Raw genomic sequence first — 20,146 nt, 5'->3', positions numbered from 1 at the left:
CGACGTATGCCTCGCTGGAACCACTCAAGCTCCGACTGGAGCGAGCCGCCCCTGCGGGTGCGGCTCATATCGGCATTTCCCAAGTTATTGATAGGTAAGGCAATTGATCTCCACCGCTAACATCACCATGCAGTTCGGCCCCAAACCCTTGTTCGAGAACGTCTCGGTCAAGTTCGGTGCCGGTAACCGTTACGGCCTGATCGGGGCCAACGGCTGCGGCAAGTCCACGTTCATGAAGATTCTGGGCGGAGATCTCGAGCCTTCCGGTGGCCAGGTCATGCTGGAGCCGAACGTGCGCCTGGGTAAATTGCGTCAGGATCAGTTCGCCTACGAAGAATTCACCGTGCTCGACACCGTGATCATGGGTCACGAAGAGCTGTGGAAGGTCAAGGCCGAGCGCGATCGTATCTACTCGCTGCCGGAAATGACCGAAGAAGACGGCATGGCCGTGGCCGAGCTGGAAACCGAGTTCGCGGAAATGGACGGTTACACCGCCGAATCCCGTGCCGGTGAACTGCTGCTGGGTCTGGGTATCGGCATCGAGCAGCACAACGGCCCGATGAGCGAAGTGTCGCCGGGCTGGAAGCTGCGCGTCCTGCTGGCCCAGGCGCTGTTTTCCGACCCAGAAGTCCTGCTGCTCGACGAGCCGACTAACCACCTGGACATCAATACCATCCGCTGGCTGGAAAACATTCTGACCCAGCGCAACAGCCTGATGATCATCATCTCCCACGACCGTCACTTCCTGAACAGCGTGTGCACGCACATGGCCGACCTGGACTACGGCGAGCTGCGCCTGTTCCCGGGCAACTATGATGAGTACATGACGGCGGCCACCCAGTCCCGCGAGCAACTGCTGGCCGATAACGCCAAGAAGAAAGCCCAGATTTCCGAGCTGCAGTCGTTCGTCAGCCGCTTCTCGGCCAACGCCTCGAAAGCCAAGCAGGCCACTTCCCGTGCCAAGCAGATCGACAAGATCCAGCTGGCCGAGGTCAAGCCGTCCAGCCGTGTCAGCCCGTTCATCCGTTTCGAGCAGACCAAGAAACTGCATCGCCAGGCCGTCACGGTCGAGCGCATGGCCAAAGGCTTTGACGGTGCCACGCTGTTCAAGGACTTCAGTTTCACGGTAGAAGCCGGCGAGCGCGTCGCGATCATCGGCCCGAACGGGATCGGCAAGACCACCCTGTTGCGTACCCTGGTCAACGACCTGACGCCGGATGCCGGTTCGATCAAGTGGACCGATTCGGCGGAAATCGGCTACTACGCTCAGGACCATGCCCACGACTTCGAGGACGACTGCACCCTGTTCGACTGGATGGGCCAGTGGACTCAGGGCGGCGAACAACTGGTTCGCGGCACACTGGGCCGCATGCTGTTCTCCAACGACGAGATTCTGAAGTCGGTGAAGGTCATTTCCGGTGGTGAGCAAGGCCGCATGCTGTTCGGCAAGCTGATCCTGCAAAAGCCGAACGTGCTGGTGATGGACGAACCGACCAACCACCTGGACATGGAATCCATCGAGGCATTGAACCTGGCGCTGGAAAACTATCCGGGCACGCTGATCTTCGTCAGCCACGACCGTGAGTTCGTGTCCTCGCTGGCCACCCGCATCATCGAACTCAGCCCGAGCGGCGTGATCGACTTCAGCGGCACCTATGACGATTACCTGCGCAGCCAGGGCGTCGCGATCTGAATCAGGTCATCGCGAATGAATTCGCTCCCACGTCTGTAGGAGCGGATTCATCCGCGAACACTCAGGCCCCAGGCTGCTCCAGCATCTCAATCCACAAGGCACCCTTGCCGGATGCTGCTTCGCTGACCCGCTTCAATGCGCCTTCGGCACCGATGGCGTAGCTGCCCACCACTTCACTCTTCTCTCCAGTCACCAGCAACCAGTGTCCATCCGGCGACACGGCGATATTGCGTGGCTGCTTCTCCTGAACCGGGTAGTTTTCAAGGTAGGTCACCTTGCCAGTATCAGGCTCGACCTTGAAGACCGAAACGCTGCTGGACGTCCGCTCGCTGATAAACAGCAACGTGCCATCCGGTGACATCCGGATATCGGCGGCCCAGATTCTTGGCGTCGGGTCGTCCTTGAGGTCATTGTTGCGCGCATCGCGCACTTCGCCGTGGGCAAGTTTCAGGCGCTCGGGAATACCATTGGCCAGGCTCACCTGGGTCAAGGCACCACTCTGATCGTCGATTGAAAACCCGGTTACGGTCCCACTCATTTCGCCAACCACGTACAAGTACTTGCCGTTCGGCGAAAAGGCCAGATGGCGCGGACCGGTCTTGTCGGCCGTCGTCACATAGCCCTCTCCAATCGGCTCAAGCGTACCGCCCTTGGGGTCCAGACGATATTGCAGGACCCGGTCCACGCCCAGGTTACCGGCATAGACAAAACGATTGCTGAGGTCGGTACGCACAGAGTGGGCATGCAGGCCCGTCTTGTAGGTCTGGATCTTGTCGCCCGGACGCTTCTGCTCATCGATGGGCTGGATGCTGAGCAAATCGCCCCCATAAGACGCCCCCAGCAGGAAGTGGCCACTGCGATCCGTGGACAGGTACGCCAGGCTCTCGGCCAGCGGTCCTTGAGAGGCAGCTTTCAGATGACCTGTTCCTGGCTCGATCTCAAAGCCAAGCACCTGGTAAGGCTTGACGCGCTGCGCCGCAAACAATGTCTTGCCGTCTGGCGAGAGGGCCATGGGGTTGACCTGGTCGCCGGCCTTGGTCTGTTCGACGAGTTTCAAGGCCCCGTTTGCCGTATCAAGACGGTATTGGGAAATGAGCCCGTCAGCCGGGCTGGAGATATACGCGAAGGTCGCTGCCTGGGCAGGCAGACCGAACGAACAGGAAACTGCAGCCGCCAACAGGAATTCTTTTTTCATGACGCACCCTTTTGTTATTGTGTTGTGGTCAGTCATCCTATGACCACGCATAAATAACATCAATATGCCTTGCAAGATTGTTAGCCAGCTTTCATTTATTGTCTTCCCGAGCCATGATGGCTTACCCCAGCCGCCCGCCAGCGAACGAGTCAGATGCCTGCCGCCTCACCTCAACAGCCCGGTTCCATGACGGTCACACTGCAAATCGTTTCGATCGTCTTCTATACCTTTATCGCGTTCCTGTGCATCGGCCTTCCGATTGCCATCCTGCCCGGCTATGTTCATGACCAGCTGGGGTTCAGCGCCGTGATTGCCGGGCTGACCATTGGCTCGCAATACCTGGCCACACTGCTCAGCCGCCCTTTTGCCGGCAGGGTCACCGACAACATGGGCAGCAAGCGCGCCATCGTTCTGGGGCTCTGTGGCATTGCCATCAGCGGACTGCTCACGCTGATCGCCACCCTCCTGCAAGACATTCCGCTGGCCAGCCTGTGGATTCTGATCATTGCCCGTCTGTTTCTGGGCATCTCTCAAGGCATGATCGGCGTCGGGACCATCAGTTGGTGCATCGGCCAGGTCGGAGCGGAACACACGGCCCGTTCGATTTCCTGGAATGGCATCGCCTCCTACGGCGCCATTGCCATCGGGGCGCCGCTGGGCGTGATCGTGATCGATGAAGTGGGCTTCAACAGCCTCGGCATTGCCTTGATGGTCATGGCGGCCATCGCCTTGCTAATGGTCCGCAAGAAACCGTCAGTGCCCGTGATTGCAGGCGAGCGCATGCCTTACTGGTCCGTCTTCGGCCGTATCGCCCCTTATGGCCTGGGGCTGACACTCTCATCGATTGGCTACGGCACACTGACCACCTTCATCACCCTCTTCTATGTCAGCCGTGGGTGGGAAGGTGCGGCCTGGTGCCTGACGGTGTTCGGTGTGTGTTTCATTCTTGCCCGACTGTTCTTCATTGGCACGATCAGCCGACTGGGCGGCTTCAACGCTGCCATGTTGTGCATGGCGGTGGAAACCATCGGCCTCGTGATGCTGTGGCTCTCCCCCGACACCGGTTTTGCCCTCGCGGGTGCAGGCCTGACCGGCCTGGGGCTGTCGCTGGTGTATCCGGCGCTGGGCGTCGAAGCGATCAAACAGGTTCCGACAACCAGTCGTGGCGCAGGCTTGAGCGCCTATGCCGTGTTCTTCGATCTGGCCCTGGCAATTGCCGGGCCGGTGATGGGGGCTATCGCGCTGGGTCAGGGTTATGGCTGGATTTTCTTCTATGCCTCACTGCTGTCGACAAGCGCCTTTGCCCTCACACTCTGGCTGTCCCGCCGGGCCAGAACAGACGCCTGAGCCTGCTGATCGACAATCAGCCCTCCTGTACACCTCGACGTCCGCATGCCGCGTAAGCGGTATGGCCGTCGGTCGGTCAACTAATTGACGCACGTCATAATCGGATCTTGACTTAGCCCTGTTAGCCATTGAGCAGGCTGATAAAACCCTTCATGGATGTCACTTGCGTGGTGGCCAGGCCTGTATCGGAACCATGAATTGCCTCCCTGACCACGTGATCAGAGAGCGCGGTCATGAGAATCAATAAACGGCTTCCCCTTGGCTACACCGCAAGAATCCTCCCTCTGGCAGTCCTTACCTTCATTTCCCCGCATGCACACGGTGCCTGTGACCTCTCGAGCACCGGCAGCGATGTCCAGATCTGCGACAGTGGTAGCAGCGGCCCCCTGAACAAGCCGGCCGGTAACAACACGCTGCTCTTCCCGGCCGGAGGTACGGGATCGGTCAACGGCAGCGTCACCTATGGCGCGGGTACGGACCGGATAGACATGAACTCCGGCAATGTGCTGGGCAGCTTCAATCTGGGCGCAGGCAGAGACCGATTCAGCATCACGGCAGGAACGGTCACGGGCGACGTGAATCAGGGAGGTGACATCGACGACTTCTTCATGAGCGGCGGCAGCATCCGCTCATTGACCCAGGGTGACGGACTCGACACGTTCACCATGACCGGAGGCACCATCAGCAATGCCTTTGAAGACGGTGACAAGGCCAAGATGAGCGGAGGCACCATCGGGCGGGTGGACATGAAGCTCGACGACAACGTTTTCGAGATGTCCGGCGGCACCATCGTCAACAATCTGGTCGCAGGCTTCGGCAAGGACACCGTCACGCTGACCGGTGGCAGCATTGGCGGCGTTGTCAGCATCAGTGGCGGAGACGACAGCGTGACGGTCATCGGGGGCGAGATTCGTGGCGGCATACGCACCAGCTTTGGCAGTGACACCTTCACCTGGCTCAACGGCGGTTACGTACGAGGCAGCGTATTGATGGAAGGCGATAACGATACAGCAACGCTGGCCAACCTGGACGAATCATACCTGGGAGCCAACCCTCTGCTCAGTGGCGGTCCGGGCATCGATCAACTGACATTCGATGCCACAACCTCTTCGGCTCCTGCACGTTACGTCCAGTGGGAACGCGTCAACCTGATCAACGGGGCGCAACTGAACCTGGCAGGCACCTTCACACTGGGGGACAGCCTCAGCGAAACCGGCACCCTGAATGTCGACGCCAGCAGCAGCCTGACGTCTGTCTCGGGCAGCATTGTCCCCTTTGCCAGCGCTCGCCTGGCCACACTCGAGAATGCGGGCATTCTGGACCTGGGCACCGATGGCAGCAGCACCCGTGACACCCTGACCGTCCAGGGCAATTACACGGGGCAGAACGGGCAATTGCTCTTGCAGTCGGAGCTTGGGGCAGACGATTCACCCAGCGACAAGCTGGTGGTGTCTCGAGGTCTGATCAGTGGCACGACACAGATAACCGTCAACAATCAGGGAGGTGTCGGCGCGCTGACCTTGCAGAACGGCATTGAAGTCGTGCAGGCCGCCGATGGCGCAAGCAGTGACCCTTCGGCCTTTTCATTGAAAAACTCACTGGCCGTCGGGGCCTATCAGTATTACCTGTTCAAGGGGGGCGTCACCGCAGGTTCGGAGAACAGCTGGTTCCTGCGTTCCTCGGTGATCTCGGTGCCTCTGGAGGCCACGCCCCCTGCAAGCGAACCGGTACCTCCCGAGCCCCCCGCTCCTGCACCGCCTGAAACACCCCAACCGACACCGCCCGCAGCACAGCCGGCAAGCGCTCAACCCACCCCGGCTCCAGGCACCCCGCCACTGCCCGCCCCGGTACGCGGTGCCGCACCGGTTCCCTTGTATCGCCTGGAAGTCCCCAACTACGCCGTTCTGCCGCCAGCCATCGTGGTGATGGCTCGCGCCGCTCTGGGCACCTTCCACGAGCGCCAGGGCGACCAGCGACTGTTGAACGAAACCGGGCCTGTCCCCGCTGGCTGGGCACGTCTGTTCGGCCATGATTTCAGGCAAGGCTGGTCGGGCACGGTCAGCCCTGCCGTGGATGCATCGCTCGAGGGTTATCAGATCGGCCATGACCTGGTTGCTCTGCAAGACCGCAATCAGCGGGTTGGGCTGTTCGTGGCGCATACCCGTCTGGACGGGCATGTCAAAGGCTTTGCCGAAGGTTTCAAGGACCGTCGCACCGGAAAACTGAACCTCAAGGGTGACAGTCTGGGCCTCTACTGGACCCTGATCGATCCGGCAGGCTGGTATGTCGATGCCGTGGCCATGGGGACTCGCCTGGACGGCTACAGCCGCTCCGATCGCGGGGTACGCCTCGACACCGAGGGGCATGCCTTGAGTCTGTCCATCGAGACAGGCTACCCCGTTGCGCTGACCCCAGACTGGGTGGTCGAACCCCAGGCGCAGATCATTCATCAACGCCTCGACCTCGACAGTCAGAACGACGGGATCTCTCATGTGGCATTCGACTCGCAGCCCTACACCACCGCCCGTCTGGGAGGACGTCTCGAGGGCCGCTATCGACTGAGGGGGATTCCCGTCGAGCCGTTCATGCAGGGCAATCTGTGGCGCGACTTCGGTGGTTCCGACACGGTTACGTTCGATCATGCGGACCGGATCAAGACCCGGCACTCATCCACCCGTGCCGACCTGGGCATCGGGCTGACGGCCCGAGTGTCCGGGGAGGTGAGTCTTTATCTGAGCACCGATTACAGCCGTAATCTGGATGACAACGACCTGGATGGGCTGCGGGGCACAGTTGGGGTCAGGGTAAGCTGGTAAATGAAGGCCCCGTCCCTGTTTATGGACGGGGCCTGCCCGCGACGGGGCGTTTACTCGCCCCTGGGCTTGAGGATCAATACGGCAAGCGGTGGCAGACTCAGAGAAACCGATACCGGCATGCCATGGCTTTGAGTGTCTTCGGTATGCACCCCGCCCCCATTGCCCAGATTGGACCCGGAATAGGTTTCGGCATCACTGTTGAGCAGCTCGACCCAGGTTCCGGCAAACGGTACACCCACCCGGTAATGCTCACGTGGCACCGGCGTCAGGTTGGAGACCACCAGCAGCGGCTCGCCCTCCTTGCTCCAGCGCAACCAGGCGTACACGCTGTTGGCGGCATCGTCGCCAATCAGCCACTGAAAGCCCATCGGTTCGGTGTCACGCTCGTGCAAGGCCTTTTCCTGGCGGTACAGACGATTGAGATCGGTCACCAGTTTCTTCACACCGATGTGCTCGGCGTATTGCAGCAGGTACCAGTCCAGTTGCTCGTCATGATTCCATTCGCGCCACTGGCCGAATTCGCAGCCCATGAACAGCAGCTTCTTGCCCGGATGCGTCCACATGAACGTCAGGTAGGCGCGCAGGTTGGCGAACTTCTGCCAGCGGTCACCGGGCATCTTGTCGATCAGCGAATGCTTGCCATGCACGACTTCATCGTGGGAAATCGGCAGGATGAAATGCTCGGACCAGGCGTACATGAGGCCGAAGCTCAGCTCGTTATGGTGATGGGCCCGGTGGACTGGGTCTTGTTGCATGTAATGCAACGAGTCATGCATCCAGCCCATGTTCCATTTGTAGGAGAACCCCAGCCCGCCTTGCTGGGTGCTCTGGGATACGCCCGGCCAGGCCGTGGATTCTTCGGCAATCACCATGGTGCCGGGTGCTTCAAGGGCAACCACATCGTTGAGATGACGCAGGAAGTCGATGGCCTCCAGGTTCTCACGTCCTCCGAAGCGGTTCGGCACCCACTCGCCTGCCTTGCGCGAATAGTCGCGGTACAGCATCGAGGCCACGGCATCCACCCGCAGGCCATCGACATGAAAATGCTTGAGCCAGTGCAACGCCGAAGCCAGCATGAAGCCATGCACCTCGGTGCGGCCCAGGTTGTAGATCAGGGTATCCCAGTCCTGATGAAAGCCTTCCTGTGGGTTGCCGTACTCGTACAGCGCCGTACCGTCGAACTGCGCCAGGCCATGAGTGTCCGTGGGGAAATGCGCCGGTACCCAGTCCAGAATCACGCCGATTTCAGCCTGGTGGCAGGCATTGACGAACGCCGCGAAATCTTCAGGCGAGCCATAACGCGCCGTGGGCGCGAACTGCGCCAGGAGTTGATAGCCCCATGAGCCACCGAAGGGGTGCTCCATGATCGGCATCAGCTCGATATGGGTAAAACCCAGTTCCTTGACATAAGGGATCAACCGGTCGGCCAGCTCACGCCAGTTGTACTGCCGCCACTGGGTGCCATCCTCGTTCTGCTCCATCTGCCAGGAACCGGCATGCAGTTCATAGATCGACAGCGGCGCTGCCGTGGTGTGCCGGTCGCCACGCGATTGCAGCCAGTCATGATCCTGCCACTCGAACTGCAACGGCCTGGCGACCTTCGAAGCGGTGTCGGGCGGCAAGGTCGTGGCCAGTGCCACCGGGTCGCACTTCAAGGGCAGGATGCCGTGGCTGCCCAGAATCTCGTATTTATAGATTTCGCCCTCCTGCAAGCGAGGCACGAAAATTTCCCAGACCCCGGACGGATGCCGCAGCCGCATGGGGTGTCGGCGTCCATCCCAGTTATTGAAGTTGCCCACGACCGAAACGCGGCGGGCATTGGGCGCCCAGACCGCAAAACGCACGCCATCGACGCCCGAGACATTCACCATCTGCGCCCCGAGGCAACTGCTCAGGTCGCGGTGATTACCTTCCGCGAAAAGATACAGGTCCATTTCGCCCAGCAACGGACCAAAGCTATAGGGGTCCTCGGTCACCTGCTCGCCACCGGCCCAGTTGATCCTTAACAGGTAGGGCTGGGCCTGCTCGAAATGTCCGATGAAAAAGCCCGGCACCTCACTCATCTCCAGAGAGCCCAGTTCACGGCCATCCTCCTGGGCCAGGACATATACACTCAGCGCTTCCGGCAGGTAGGCCCGGATGAACTGACCAGTGGAGCCATCGCCGTGAGGGCCGAGTATCGAAAAGGGATCGCGGTGTTCGGCACGGATCAACGCATCCATGTCGACAGCAGCGGGCATTGGTTGGCGGCCCGTGCCGGTTTTGTCAGGCGCATTCATTTATGTTCTCCATCAGACAGTTCCAGCAACCCACGCAAGCCTTGCAACGGTACGGCCAACCAACTCGGACGGTTTTCGGCTTCATAGATCACTTCATAAGCCGCTTTTTCCAGAGTGAACAACTCCAGTGCAGCGCTCTCTCCTCTCTCGTCTTCCCAGGCATGGGCCAGCCCTTGTGTGGCCTTGCGATAACCGTCCAGGAAGGCTTCACGTGCCTGGGTCAGGTACGTATCCGCCACACGATGGCGGGCTGCACTGGCTTCGGTCGAGGTGTCCGCACTTTGAGCGCTGCGTACGGCCATGGCGGCAGCGTAGTCGAAAGAACGCAAAACGCCGCTTACATCCTTGAAAGGACTGTGTTTTGCGCGACGTTCGCTCAAGGGGCGCGCAGGCTCGCCCTCGAAATCGATCAGATAGGCATCGCCCTTGACCACCAGCACCTGCCCCAGATGCAGATCGCCATGGACACGCATGCGCAAGCCCCCGACAGACTGCCTGGCCAGCTGTTGCACATGACGATGGATGGCGGCGTGTCTGCCCAGCAGATCATTGACCAACTGACAGTCATGAGGCTCCAGATCCTCCTTGCGCTGATCGAGCAGTTGCAAGGCACGATCCAGCTGGGCCGTAATACTTTTCGCCGATGCCTGACTGTCCCCGGTACGGGTGACTTGTACCGCGAAGTCGGGATTATCCGTCGGTGCGGCCAGCACCTGATGCATTTCACCCAGCCGCTGGCCCAGATAGCGGGAAAACTCCGCCAACTCCCCAAGCGCATTGAAAGGCTGCTCCTGCCCGGACACTCCGTGGGCCAACGCATCGCGCACGGCCCGTTCAAGGTTGTTCTGGGTCCAGTCCCAGGCATCGCCCTGATTGCTCAGATAGCCTTGGGCGATCATCAGCAAATGTGGCTGGCCGTCATTTCCAACCCGCGTCACCGCCCCCAGCAAGGGCGAAATGTTCCGGTAGCCGGCATGGGTCAGGTAAGCCCCCATTTCCAGTTCCGGGTGCGTGCCGGCGCTGACCTTGCGGATCATCTTGAGCACCAGGCTGTCACCCACCACCACCGAGCTGTTGGATTGCTCTGCCGACAGGTAGCGAACCGGCGATTCATGGCTCAGCCCCAGAGGGGCCAGCTCTGCCGTGTGCTCGAAACGCAGCTCGCCATCCTCGCTTTGCAGCACCGTCTGTGCCTGCATGCCCTGGACCACGGCCCCAATGAAGGTTTCCAGCGTGAAGGCATCGGTGATCAGCCCGACCTGCCGACCACGCCGGACCCTGGCAAGCGCCAGTTGCTGTGGCAAGGCGCTGCTGATGTCATCTTCGGCCAGTAACCCGAAAGGCAATTGATAACGCTCGGACTGCCCTGCGCTCGTGACCTCTATCTCGCTGAGCAGCACCGGATGGGCCGGATCGCCAAAACGCACCGCATAGGCAATGTCCACCTGTTCGATGGCCTTGTCCTTGGCCCCGAACCAGCGCCGCTTGGGCAGATAGACTGCCAGCGAGGTCTTTTCCATCGTGCTGCGCAACGGTTCGTCGAGCAGCTCTTCCAGACGCTTCTTGAGTACCAGTGTCGGAAAGTCCGGCATGCTTTGGGCCGGTTCCACGTGCCAGCTGGGCATTTGATTCTCCGGGGCCAGAAGAAACCAGTAAAAACCATAAGGTGGCAGCGTCAGCAGGTAAGTCAGTTGCCCGATTGGCGGGAATGCACTGCCGCCAAGCATCTCGACAGGCACCGTACCGGCATGGGCAGACAACTCCAGCTCTGCCGCCTGGGCCGCGCTGGAGACGTTGGCTACACACAGAATGATCTCGTTGTGTCCATCCGACCCTGTGTATTCCCGAATGTAGGCAAGGATTCGACGATTGGACGGTGACAGCATTTTCAGGGTGCCGCGCCCGAACGCCTTTTGCTGCTTGCGCACGGCCAGCATGCGGCGGTTCCAGTTCAGCAGGGAATGAGGGTCATTTTCCTGGCTTTCGACGTTGACCGACTGATAACCGTAGAGCGGGTCCATGAGCGGTGGCAGCACCAGGCTTGCCGGATCGGCCCGGGAAAACCCGCCATTGCGGTCAATCGACCATTGCATCGGAGTACGCACCCCATCGCGATCGCCCAGGTAAATGTTATCGCCCATGCCGATTTCATCGCCGTAGTACAGCGTCGGGGTGCCTGGCATGGACAGCAGCATGCTGTTGAGCAGCTCGACACGACGCCGGTCACGCTCCACCAGAGGCGCCAGGCGGCGACGGATGCCCAGGTTGATCCGTGCCCGCTTGTCTGCCGCGTAGTAATTCCACAGGTAGTCACGCTCGCGATCGGTGACCATCTCCAGCGTCAGCTCATCGTGATTGCGCAGGAAAATCGCCCACTGGCAATTGGCCAGGATTTCCGGGGTCTGGCGCAAAATATCGGTGATCGGGAAACGGTCCTCCTGAGCCAGCGCCATGTACATGCGCGGCATCAGCGGGAAGTGGAACGCCATATGGCATTCATCGCCATCGGGACCGTGGGTATCCCCGAAATACAGTTGCGTGTCTTCCGGCCATTGATTGGCCTCCGCCAGCAACATGCGGTCCGGATAATGGGCATCGATTTCGGCCCGGATACGCTTGAGGACCTGATGCGTCTCGGGCAGGTTCTCGTTATTGGTGCCATCGCGCTCGATCAGGTAAGGAATGGCATCCAGTCGCAGCCCATCGACCCCCAGATCCAGCCAGAAGCGCATGACTTCCAGTACGGCTTTCATCACCTGTGGGTTGTCGAAGTTCAGATCCGGCTGATGGGAATAGAAACGGTGCCAGAAGTACTGGCCGGCGACCGGGTCCCAGGTCCAGTTGGACTTTTCCGTGTCCAGAAAGATGATCCGCGTGCCGTCGTATTTCTGATCCGTGTCGGACCAGACATAGAAGTCACGGGCCTTGGAACCCCGCTTGGAGTGCCGGGCCTTCTGGAACCAGGGATGCTGGTCAGAGGTATGGTTGATGACCAGCTCGCTGATGACCCGCAGACCTCGCTTGTGAGCCTGGGCAATGAACTTCCGGGCATCGGCCATGGTGCCGTAATCGCTGTGTACATCGCGATATTCGGAAATGTCGTAACCGTCGTCGCGACGGGGCGACGGATAGAACGGCAATAGCCATATGGTGTTGACGCCCAGTTCGGCAATGTAGTCGAGCTTGTCGATCAGGCCTGCAAAATCGCCGATTCCATCGTTGTTGGAATCGAAAAACGACTTCACATGCACCTGATAGATCACCGCATCCTTGTACCAGAGAGGGTCCTTGATGAACGTGGCGCTTCCAGACTTCTTGTTCGCCATGACTGCTGTCCCCTAGTTCGCCGCCTGAATGCGCCAGATTCCGAAGGGTTGATACGAAGGATCGATGCGCATCCACTGGATCTTGCCGTACCAGGTCCAGCGATGCCCGGTCATCAGGTCTTCCCCCGACGTCGCGGCATCGTCGGGAAGCCCCATGTCCCAGAGCGGCAGCTCGAAGTGGGCTTCCTGGGCATTGAACGGATCGAGGCTGATGGCGACCAGCACAAAGTTGCTGCCATCGTCAGAACGCTTGCCGAAATACAGGATGTTGTCATTCCAGGCCGCGTAGAGCTTGAGTCCCAGATGTGTCTGCAAGGCAGGGTTCTGCCGACGAATGCGATTGAGCTGGGCGATTTCGGCAATGATATTGCCCGGCGCGGTGAAATCCCGGACCCGGATCTGGTACTTCTCGGAATCCAGATACTCTTCCTTGCCGGGAATCGGAGCCGATTCACACAGCTCGAACCCCGAATACATTCCCCACAATCCAGACCCCATGGTCGCCAGCGCAGCCCGTATCAGAAAGCCCGCCCTGCCTGACTCATGCAGGAAGTACGGGTTGATATCCGGCGTATTGACGAAGAAGTTGGGTCGGTAGCAATCCCGCAAGGGGGGCTGATTCAGTTGGGTGAAATACTCCGACAGCTCGGCCTTGTTGTTGCGCCAGGTGAAGTAGGTGTAACTCTGGGAATACCCCACCTTGCCCAGCCGCGCCATCATGGCCGGCTTGGTAAAGGCCTCGGCCAGAAACATTACGTCGGGATGCTGGCTGCGAATATCGCCGATCATCCACTGCCAGAACGGCAATGGCTTGGTATGAGGGTTATCGACCCGGAAGACCTTCACCCCCTCCTCGACCCAGCCGAGCACAACGTCGCGAAGCTCCAGCCACAGGGCAGGAATGGCATCGGGCGCATAGAAATCGACGTTGACGATGTCCTGGTATTTCTTCGGCGGGTTTTCCGCGTAACGAATGGTGCCGTCCGGACGCCAGGAGAACCAGCCAGGGTGCTGCTTGAGCCAGAGGTGGTCCTGAGAACACTGGATGGCGAAATCCAGTGCGATTTCCAGGCCGTGCTCGGCAGCCGCCTTGACCAGGTTGCGAAAATCCTCACGGCTGCCCAGCTGCGGGTGAATGGCCTCATGACCCCCTTCGGCACTGCCAATGGCGTAAGGGCTGCCGGGATCGTCTGGCCCGGCGGTCAATGAGTTGTTGGGGCCTTTGCGATGCGCCCGGCCGATGGGATGAATCGGCGGGAAGTACAAGACGTCAAACCCCATGTCACGGATCATGGGCAGGCGCGACTGCACATCGTTGAAGGTGCCATGCCGGGCAGGATCATCCGTGATCGAGCGGGGAAACAGCTCATACCAGCTGGCAAATTGCGCCAGCCTGCGCTCCACATCCAGCGGAAACTCAATGCTGTGACTCAGGAATGCACGATTGTCCGCCTGGATCATCAAGGCAGCGGTTTCGCTGTGCAGAAGCAGCGCAACCCGTGCTTCAGTGCCAACCAGGCCCAAACGCTCCAGCACGCTTTCGATCTGCTGACGCAATGCCCCCTGGCTACGCTCGGCGGCATGGACAAGATGAAGACGCCCTTCTTCAAGCTCCAGTTCTATCGGCACTCCGGCGCTGTATTTTTTCTCCAGCTCGTAGCGATAACTGGCGTACTGATCGATCCAGGCCTCCAGGCGGAACACGTAACGATTGACGGAAGTCGGCGTGAACTCGCCGATCCAGCTGTCGTTACCCAGGTCCCGCATTGAAGAGGTATGCCAACGTTCCTCGCCTTCCACTCGCCAGCAGACCCGTACCGCCAGCTTGTCATGCCCATCGGCAAACACCTTGCCGGTCACCCTCACCTGCTGGCCGACAATGGCCTTGGCGGCAAACAGACCGCCATCGATCACCGGCGAAGTGTCTTCGATCACGATGCGTGGCAGTTGCAAGGCTTGGGTCAGGGACAATGGACGGGCTGGGTGTGGAATATCGAAGGCCAGGGATTCCGGGCCGTGTGGCTGATCAGCAGTCACCTTCATCGAGCATCACTCCTTACGCCTCTGGGACGCTCCTGTGCGAATCCATGCAGAAAATGGTTTGTCGATGCATAGCGGACCGAGCGGTGAAGTCGTGACCCACCGGAACCGGTCATATGATTTTCCGAGCGACGTGTAATGGCAAAAGTTCAAAAAGTTTGAAAGTGCGACACAAGCGTAGACGAATACGCCCGGCTCACGGCTGGCACCGGCCAAAAACGAAACGCTCTGAATTACCTCACGTCTTCAGGGGTCAAACCTCACGATCTCCCGTCATCTGCTTTCGAGGTGAAGCCCATGAATATTCCGATTCCCGCCGAAACGCCGGACCCGAACATCGATGATCCGAACCTGCCGGTCCCGCCACCGGATGAAGAACCGCCACCGACCATGCCGCCCGTGATCAAACCTCCCGTAGGCGATCCGCCTCCGGAAGAACCTCCTGCCGTTCTGTGAAGCCGTGGCACGAAGCCTCCGACCGTGACCCGAGTCAATGGCTCTGGCCCGGTAATGTCCGAGAATCGGCAGCGCAACGTTGCGGTGCCGATCGGTCAAGAACGTTGCCAATAGCCCAAGGTCCTAATTTTGACGGAACAATTTGAGGAGCCGTGCCATGCCCCTGGAATTCAACAATACCCACGAATCCTGTTCTGCAACGCTCAATGATGTGGTGTTACGCAGCGCGGTGACACAAGTGGTCATAACCACGAATGACCAGACCCACATGTCCGAAGCGCTGATCGATGGGCAGAATGTCCCGATAACCGAAACTGAGGCCGATGCCCTGACCGTGCATGGAGCACAGGACAGGCGCCATCACACGGTCGAAAGAGGTGGCCCGATATAAATGCAAACCTGTAGGAGCGAATTCATTCACGAATGGCATTTTCGCGGATGAATCCGCTCCTGCAGGCGGTATCTGATCCGGTATTTACGCAACAAGCTGCATCTGTTCTGCAAACAGTCTCGCCTTTATAGTTCGGCTACCGGATCAATGGTGGTGCCATGAAGCGTTACGAGAAATATGCCGACGATGTAGCCGAAATGATTCGCAGCGGTGTCCTTGGGCCGGATCAGCGGGTGCCGTCGGTTCGTTATGCGAGCCAGACCCATGGCATCAGCCCTTCGACGGTGTTCCAGGCCTATTACCTGCTGGAACGCCGGGGCCTGATCCGGGCCAGGGCGCGCTCCGGATACTTCGTGAACAACGTTGTCGGCAACATCCCGAAACCGTTCAACGAACCACACGCCAGCCATCAGGTCAGCGAATCCACTGAGGTGGACGTCAGCGAGCTGGTGTTTTCAGTGCTGGATTCGATCAAGGACCCCAACACCGTTCCTTTCGGTTCGGCCTTTCCCAGTCCGATGCTGTTTCCGTTGCAACGCCTTTCCCGTTCACTGGCCAGCGCCAGCCGAGACATGGATCCGCGCATGGTGGTCACGGACATGTCGCCGGGCAATCCGCAGTTGCGCCGCCAGATTGCCTTGCGCTACATGGTCAACGGCCTGGTCCTTCCCGTTGAAGAGTTGCTGATCACCAATGGCGCACTGGAGGCCCTGAACCTTTGCCTGCAAGCGGTCACCGAGCCGGGCGATCTGGTGGCCATCGAAGCCCCTGCCTTTTACGCCTGCCTGCAAGTGCTGGAGCGCCTGAAGCTCAAGGCCGTGGAAATCCCGACTCATCCCCGCGACGGCATCGACCTGAACATACTGGCCCAGACGCTGGAACGTCATCCGGTCAAGGCCATCTGGTGCATGACCACCTTCCAGAATCCGACCGGAGCCTTGCTGCCCGAAGAGCGCAAGCGCGAGCTGGTCCGCCTGCTGCGGGAGCATCAGGTGCCCTTGATCGAGGACGATGCCTACGCCGAGCTTTACTATGGCCCGCTGGCACCCAAACCGGCCAAGGCCTTCGATAGCGAAGGATGGGTCATGCACTGCGGCTCGTTTTCAAAGAGCCTGGCACCGGGCTATCGGATCGGGTGGGTGGCTGCCGGTCGTTATGCGCAGAAGATCGAACGCCTGAAACTGATGACCTCGCTCTGCGCTTCGATTCCCGCTCAGGCTGCCATTGCGGACTATCTGCAACATGGCGGCTACGACCGGCACCTGCGCAAGTTGCGCTACGCCCTGGAAGACCAGCAACGGGCCATGCTGAGGGCCATCGCACGGTATTTCCCTGCGCAGACCAAAGTCAGCCATCCGGTAGGCGGCTACTTCCTGTGGGTGGAATTGCCGGAACCGCTCGACTCGCTGAAAGTCTTTCAAGTAGCCCTGGCGCAAGGGATCAGCGTTGCTCCGGGGCCGATCTTTTCCCCGGCCCGACGCTTCGGCAACTGCATTCGCCTGAATTACGGCAGCCCCTGGACTACCGCTTCAGAAAATGCCATGGAGACCCTGGGGCGGATCATTCGCTCGCTGCTGGACAACCAGGCTCAACGACCTCCCGCCGCATCGATGAAGGCTCCGGTCACATAGGAAGCCTTGTCCGAAAGCAGCCAGACAATGACCTGAGCCACCTCCTCCGGCGTGCCTCCCCGGCACATGGGCAGGTCGCCCTCAAGCTTGCTGACCCGGAACGGATCGCCGCTCAAGGCGTGGAAATCCGTGAAGATATAACCGGGCCGAACGGCATTGACACGAATGCCCTCGCCCGCAACTTCCTTGGACAGCCCGATCGTGAACGTATCCATGGCCCCCTTTGAGGCCGCGTAATCGATATATTCACCCGGCGCGCCCAGGCAGGACACACGGGACGTCACGTTGACGATACAGCCTCCCTGGCCGCCATGACGCGGTGACATGCGCAGCAAGGCATGCTTGCTGCACAGCATCGGCCCCACCACATTGCTCATCATGATCTTGAGCATGCGGAATTCCGAAATATCGTCCAGACGCGAAACATGGGCAATGGTGGCCGCGTTGTTGACCAGGTGAGTCACCGGGCCAAGCTCTGCATCCACACGGGTGTAGAGACGAATGATTTCGTCCTCGTTACTGACGTCGGCCTGTACCGTAATGGCTTGCGCACCCAGTTCCCGGACCTTGCTGCAGACCTTCTCGGCAGCAGCATGGTCGGACAGGTAATTGATGCAGATTCGATAACCCTGTGAAGCGGCAAGAAGCGCCGTCGCCGCGCCAATCCCGCGGGAGCCGCCAGTGATGAGAAGGACTTTTTCCATGAATGTCTCTCGTGCTTTTTCAGAGGCTAAAGATAACGATATGGACCCTGCTGCTTCTGTAAATCCTGCCAGCGTTCCAACATTAATGCCATCATGTATTTCCATCTGCGCTCAGCGCGATGTTCGAGGACACACCATCCTCGTGCGAGCGGATATGGCTCATGAACTGCTGGGCCGGCAGTGGATAGCCCAACAGGAAACCTTGCAGGGCATCACACCCCAGACGGGTCAGGAAATTCTGCTGAGTGCTGGTTTCAACCCCCTCGGCCACGATACGCAGATCCAGGGCACGGCCAACAGCAACGATAGCTGAAACAATGGCTGCGTCATCACTGTCATGGTCCAGATCCCGCACAAACCCCCGGTCGATCTTGATTTCATTGGCCGGCAGACGCTTGAGGTACATCAGGCTGGAGTAACCGGTGCCGAAGTCGTCGATGGACAAGTCGACGCCCATGTCGGACAGCTTCTGTAGCACCTCCTGGGTGGTATCGGCATTGCTCATGGCCGTGGTTTCGGTGATTTCCAGCGTCAGGCAATTGGGCGCGAGCCGGTGCCTGGCCAATGTATTGGAGACCGTCGTGACCAGCCCGGCATGACAGAACTGCTGGGCCGACAGGTTCACGGCCATACGCCAGTGAGTGTAGCCCTGAGCGTACCATTCGCTCATCTGGCGGCAGGCTTCGTCGAGCACCCATTCACCGATGGGGATGATCAGGCCGGTTTTCTCGGCCAGACCGATGAAGGTGTCCGGGCTCAGCAAGCCTTTCTGTGGGTGATTCCAGCGCAACAAGGCCTCGGCCCCCACCGACTGACCGCTGACGGCATCGAACTTGGGCTGGTAATAAAGACAGAAATGCGCCTGTTGAAGGGCCTCTCGAAGCCCTTGCAAGAGTTGCATCTGGTTGCGGGCATTGGTGTTCATCGATGCCTCGAAGAAGCTGTAGCCGTTCTTGCCCGCCGCTTTTGCGTTATACATCGCCGCATCGGCATTCATCAACAGCTCATGCTGAGTCTCGCCATGGCCCGGATACATACAGATACCGATGCTCACCGAAACCTGCAGCGTGTGCTCGGCGATATCGAAGGGTCGGGCAATCACATTGACCTGACGGGACGCGACCGCCCGGGCATCTTCAAGATCCTGCATTTCCATCAGCAGGACGAACTCATCGCCGCCAATGCGCGCCAGTGTGTCCTGACGGCACAGGTTCTCCCGCAGACGCAACGCTACCTGGCGCAGCAATTGGTCACCGACATGGTGCCCGAACGCATCGTTGACAGGCTTGAAGCCATCCAGATCCATGAACATCAAGGCAAAACATCCGCCCTTTTCATTCACCTTGTTGATGGCCTGCTCGATGCGCTCAGCCAGCAAAACGCGATTGGGCAGGCTGGTCAGGCTGTCATGCAAGGCCTGGTGCATCAGTTCGCGGTTGGCTTCCAGAAGCGAATTGGCCAGAACGGCGGTACGGGCTTCCAGCCGGGCATCGAGTGTCGAGGTCAGTAACACAATGGCGAGCACGGCCAGGCTGGTGACCAGCACCAGCTTGTCCAGCCCATCGCTTCTCAACCCGTTGCCCAGTGCGCCACAGAAGCTGCCCTCGGGGAAGCTGGCAGCCGCCATGCCGGTGTAATGCATGCCGACAATGGCAAAGCCCATGACCACTGCTGCGCCTCCGCGGACCAGAAACACATTGGCAGTCTGGTGACGCAAGCGGAACGCAATCCAGATCGCCGATGCCGAGGCTCCCACGGCAATGAGCAGGGAAATGCCGAACAGGAAGGGATCGTACTCGATGCCCGGCTGCATGCGCATCGCCGCCATGCCGGTGTAGTGCATGGCGCTGATACCGCCGCCCATGAGCAAGGCCCCCAGCCCCAGTTGCGAAAGCGGCAACTGCGGCCGGTTGACCAGCCACAAGGCGACCCCTGACGAAAACATGGCAATCAGCAATGACCCTAGCGTCAGGGGGATATCGAACCCCAGTTCGATAGGCAGCTTGAAAGCCAGCATCCCGATAAAGTGCATGGAGCAGATGCCAATGCCCATGGACAAGGCACCACCGCCCATCCACATATAAACCGCACGCCCTCTGGCCGAGGCAATGCGACCTGCAAGATCGAGCGCGGTATACGAGGCCAGAATGGCCACGAAGACAGAAATGAGAACCAGCGAGGGGGTGTAGTGACCTGTCAACATGAGCGCCCCCGTGACATGGATCGAGTTAACGCATCCATGCCAAACAGTTGCGCGATAGTTTACGC

Annotated in this window: 12 protein-coding genes; 6 read left to right on the top strand and 6 right to left on the bottom strand. The window is 59.7% G+C overall.

Going from position 1 to position 20,146, the window contains the following annotated elements:
• Positions 1–103 precede the first annotated feature (103 nt).
• A complete protein-coding gene (locus tag ACIPY9_RS07220; protein ID WP_400698667.1) occupies positions 104–1,693 on the top strand; it encodes an ABC-F family ATPase in 1,590 nt (529 codons plus the stop codon).
• Between the two features lie 61 nt (positions 1,694–1,754).
• Here the strand turns inward: ACIPY9_RS07220 and ACIPY9_RS07215 are convergent, their stop codons facing one another.
• Positions 1,755–2,888 carry a lactonase family protein gene (locus tag ACIPY9_RS07215; protein ID WP_400698664.1) on the bottom strand — a complete coding sequence of 378 codons (1,134 nt, stop codon included), beginning with the start codon at positions 2,886–2,888 and terminating at the stop codon, positions 1,755–1,757.
• A gap of 153 nt (positions 2,889–3,041) precedes the next feature.
• Here ACIPY9_RS07215 and ACIPY9_RS07210 point away from each other — a divergent pair, with 153 nt between their 5' ends.
• Together ACIPY9_RS07210 and ACIPY9_RS07205 are read left to right on the top strand one after the other, a co-directional pair.
• Positions 3,042–4,235: an MFS transporter gene (locus ACIPY9_RS07210; protein WP_400698662.1), complete on the top strand. Its 1,194-nt coding sequence runs from the start codon at positions 3,042–3,044 to the stop codon at positions 4,233–4,235.
• A 233-nt stretch (positions 4,236–4,468) separates the two neighbouring features.
• Positions 4,469–7,051: an autotransporter outer membrane beta-barrel domain-containing protein gene (locus ACIPY9_RS07205; protein WP_400698659.1), complete on the top strand. Its 2,583-nt coding sequence runs from the start codon at positions 4,469–4,471 to the stop codon at positions 7,049–7,051.
• A 50-nt stretch (positions 7,052–7,101) separates the two neighbouring features.
• Here ACIPY9_RS07205 and glgB read toward each other — a convergent pair whose 3' ends face one another.
• From glgB to ACIPY9_RS07190, 3 genes are read right to left on the bottom strand one after another with little or no spacing between them, the layout of a single operon-like run.
• A complete protein-coding gene (gene glgB / locus ACIPY9_RS07200) occupies positions 7,102–9,330 on the bottom strand; it encodes a 1,4-alpha-glucan branching protein GlgB (RefSeq protein ID WP_400698657.1) in 2,229 nt (742 codons plus the stop codon).
• Positions 9,327–12,656: a maltose alpha-D-glucosyltransferase gene (treS, locus tag ACIPY9_RS07195; protein ID WP_400698654.1), complete on the bottom strand. Its 3,330-nt coding sequence runs from the start codon at positions 12,654–12,656 to the stop codon at positions 9,327–9,329. Before treS ends, glgB begins: the two co-directional genes overlap by 4 nt.
• Positions 12,657–12,668: 12 nt before the next feature.
• Positions 12,669–14,699, bottom strand: a complete 2,031-nt coding sequence (locus ACIPY9_RS07190) for an alpha-1,4-glucan--maltose-1-phosphate maltosyltransferase (RefSeq protein WP_400698651.1) — start codon at positions 14,697–14,699, stop codon at positions 12,669–12,671.
• A 294-nt stretch (positions 14,700–14,993) separates the two neighbouring features.
• Between ACIPY9_RS07190 and ACIPY9_RS07185 the strand changes: the two genes are divergently transcribed.
• From ACIPY9_RS07185 to mapR, 3 genes are all read left to right on the top strand, one after another.
• On the top strand, positions 14,994–15,152 hold the full coding sequence (locus ACIPY9_RS07185; RefSeq protein WP_400698649.1) for a hypothetical protein: 159 nt from the start codon (positions 14,994–14,996) through the stop codon (positions 15,150–15,152).
• 157 nt (positions 15,153–15,309) lie between these two features.
• On the top strand, positions 15,310–15,543 hold the full coding sequence (locus tag ACIPY9_RS07180; RefSeq protein ID WP_400698646.1) for a DUF3203 family protein: 234 nt from the start codon (positions 15,310–15,312) through the stop codon (positions 15,541–15,543).
• A 158-nt stretch (positions 15,544–15,701) separates the two neighbouring features.
• Positions 15,702–17,174 (top strand): GntR family transcriptional regulator MpaR, encoded by a 1,473-nt coding sequence (gene mapR, locus ACIPY9_RS07175; RefSeq protein ID WP_400698643.1) that lies wholly within the window; start codon positions 15,702–15,704, stop codon positions 17,172–17,174.
• Here mapR and ACIPY9_RS07170 read toward each other — a convergent pair.
• Both ACIPY9_RS07170 and ACIPY9_RS07165 read right to left on the bottom strand, forming a co-directional pair.
• A complete protein-coding gene (locus tag ACIPY9_RS07170) occupies positions 17,132–17,878 on the bottom strand; it encodes an SDR family oxidoreductase (RefSeq protein ID WP_400698640.1) in 747 nt (248 codons plus the stop codon). The genes mapR and ACIPY9_RS07170 overlap by 43 nt on opposite strands.
• 91 nt (positions 17,879–17,969) lie before the next feature.
• Positions 17,970–20,081 carry a putative bifunctional diguanylate cyclase/phosphodiesterase gene (locus tag ACIPY9_RS07165; RefSeq protein WP_400698638.1) on the bottom strand — a complete coding sequence of 704 codons (2,112 nt, stop codon included), beginning with the start codon at positions 20,079–20,081 and terminating at the stop codon, positions 17,970–17,972.
• Positions 20,082–20,146 lie beyond the last annotated feature (65 nt).

Origin of the sequence: Pseudomonas sp. NPDC089734 (assembly GCF_044748865.1) — a bacterium.
Taxonomy (GTDB): Bacteria; Pseudomonadota; Gammaproteobacteria; order Pseudomonadales; family Pseudomonadaceae; genus Aquipseudomonas.
This window is presented reverse-complemented; position numbering and strand designations above follow the sequence as displayed.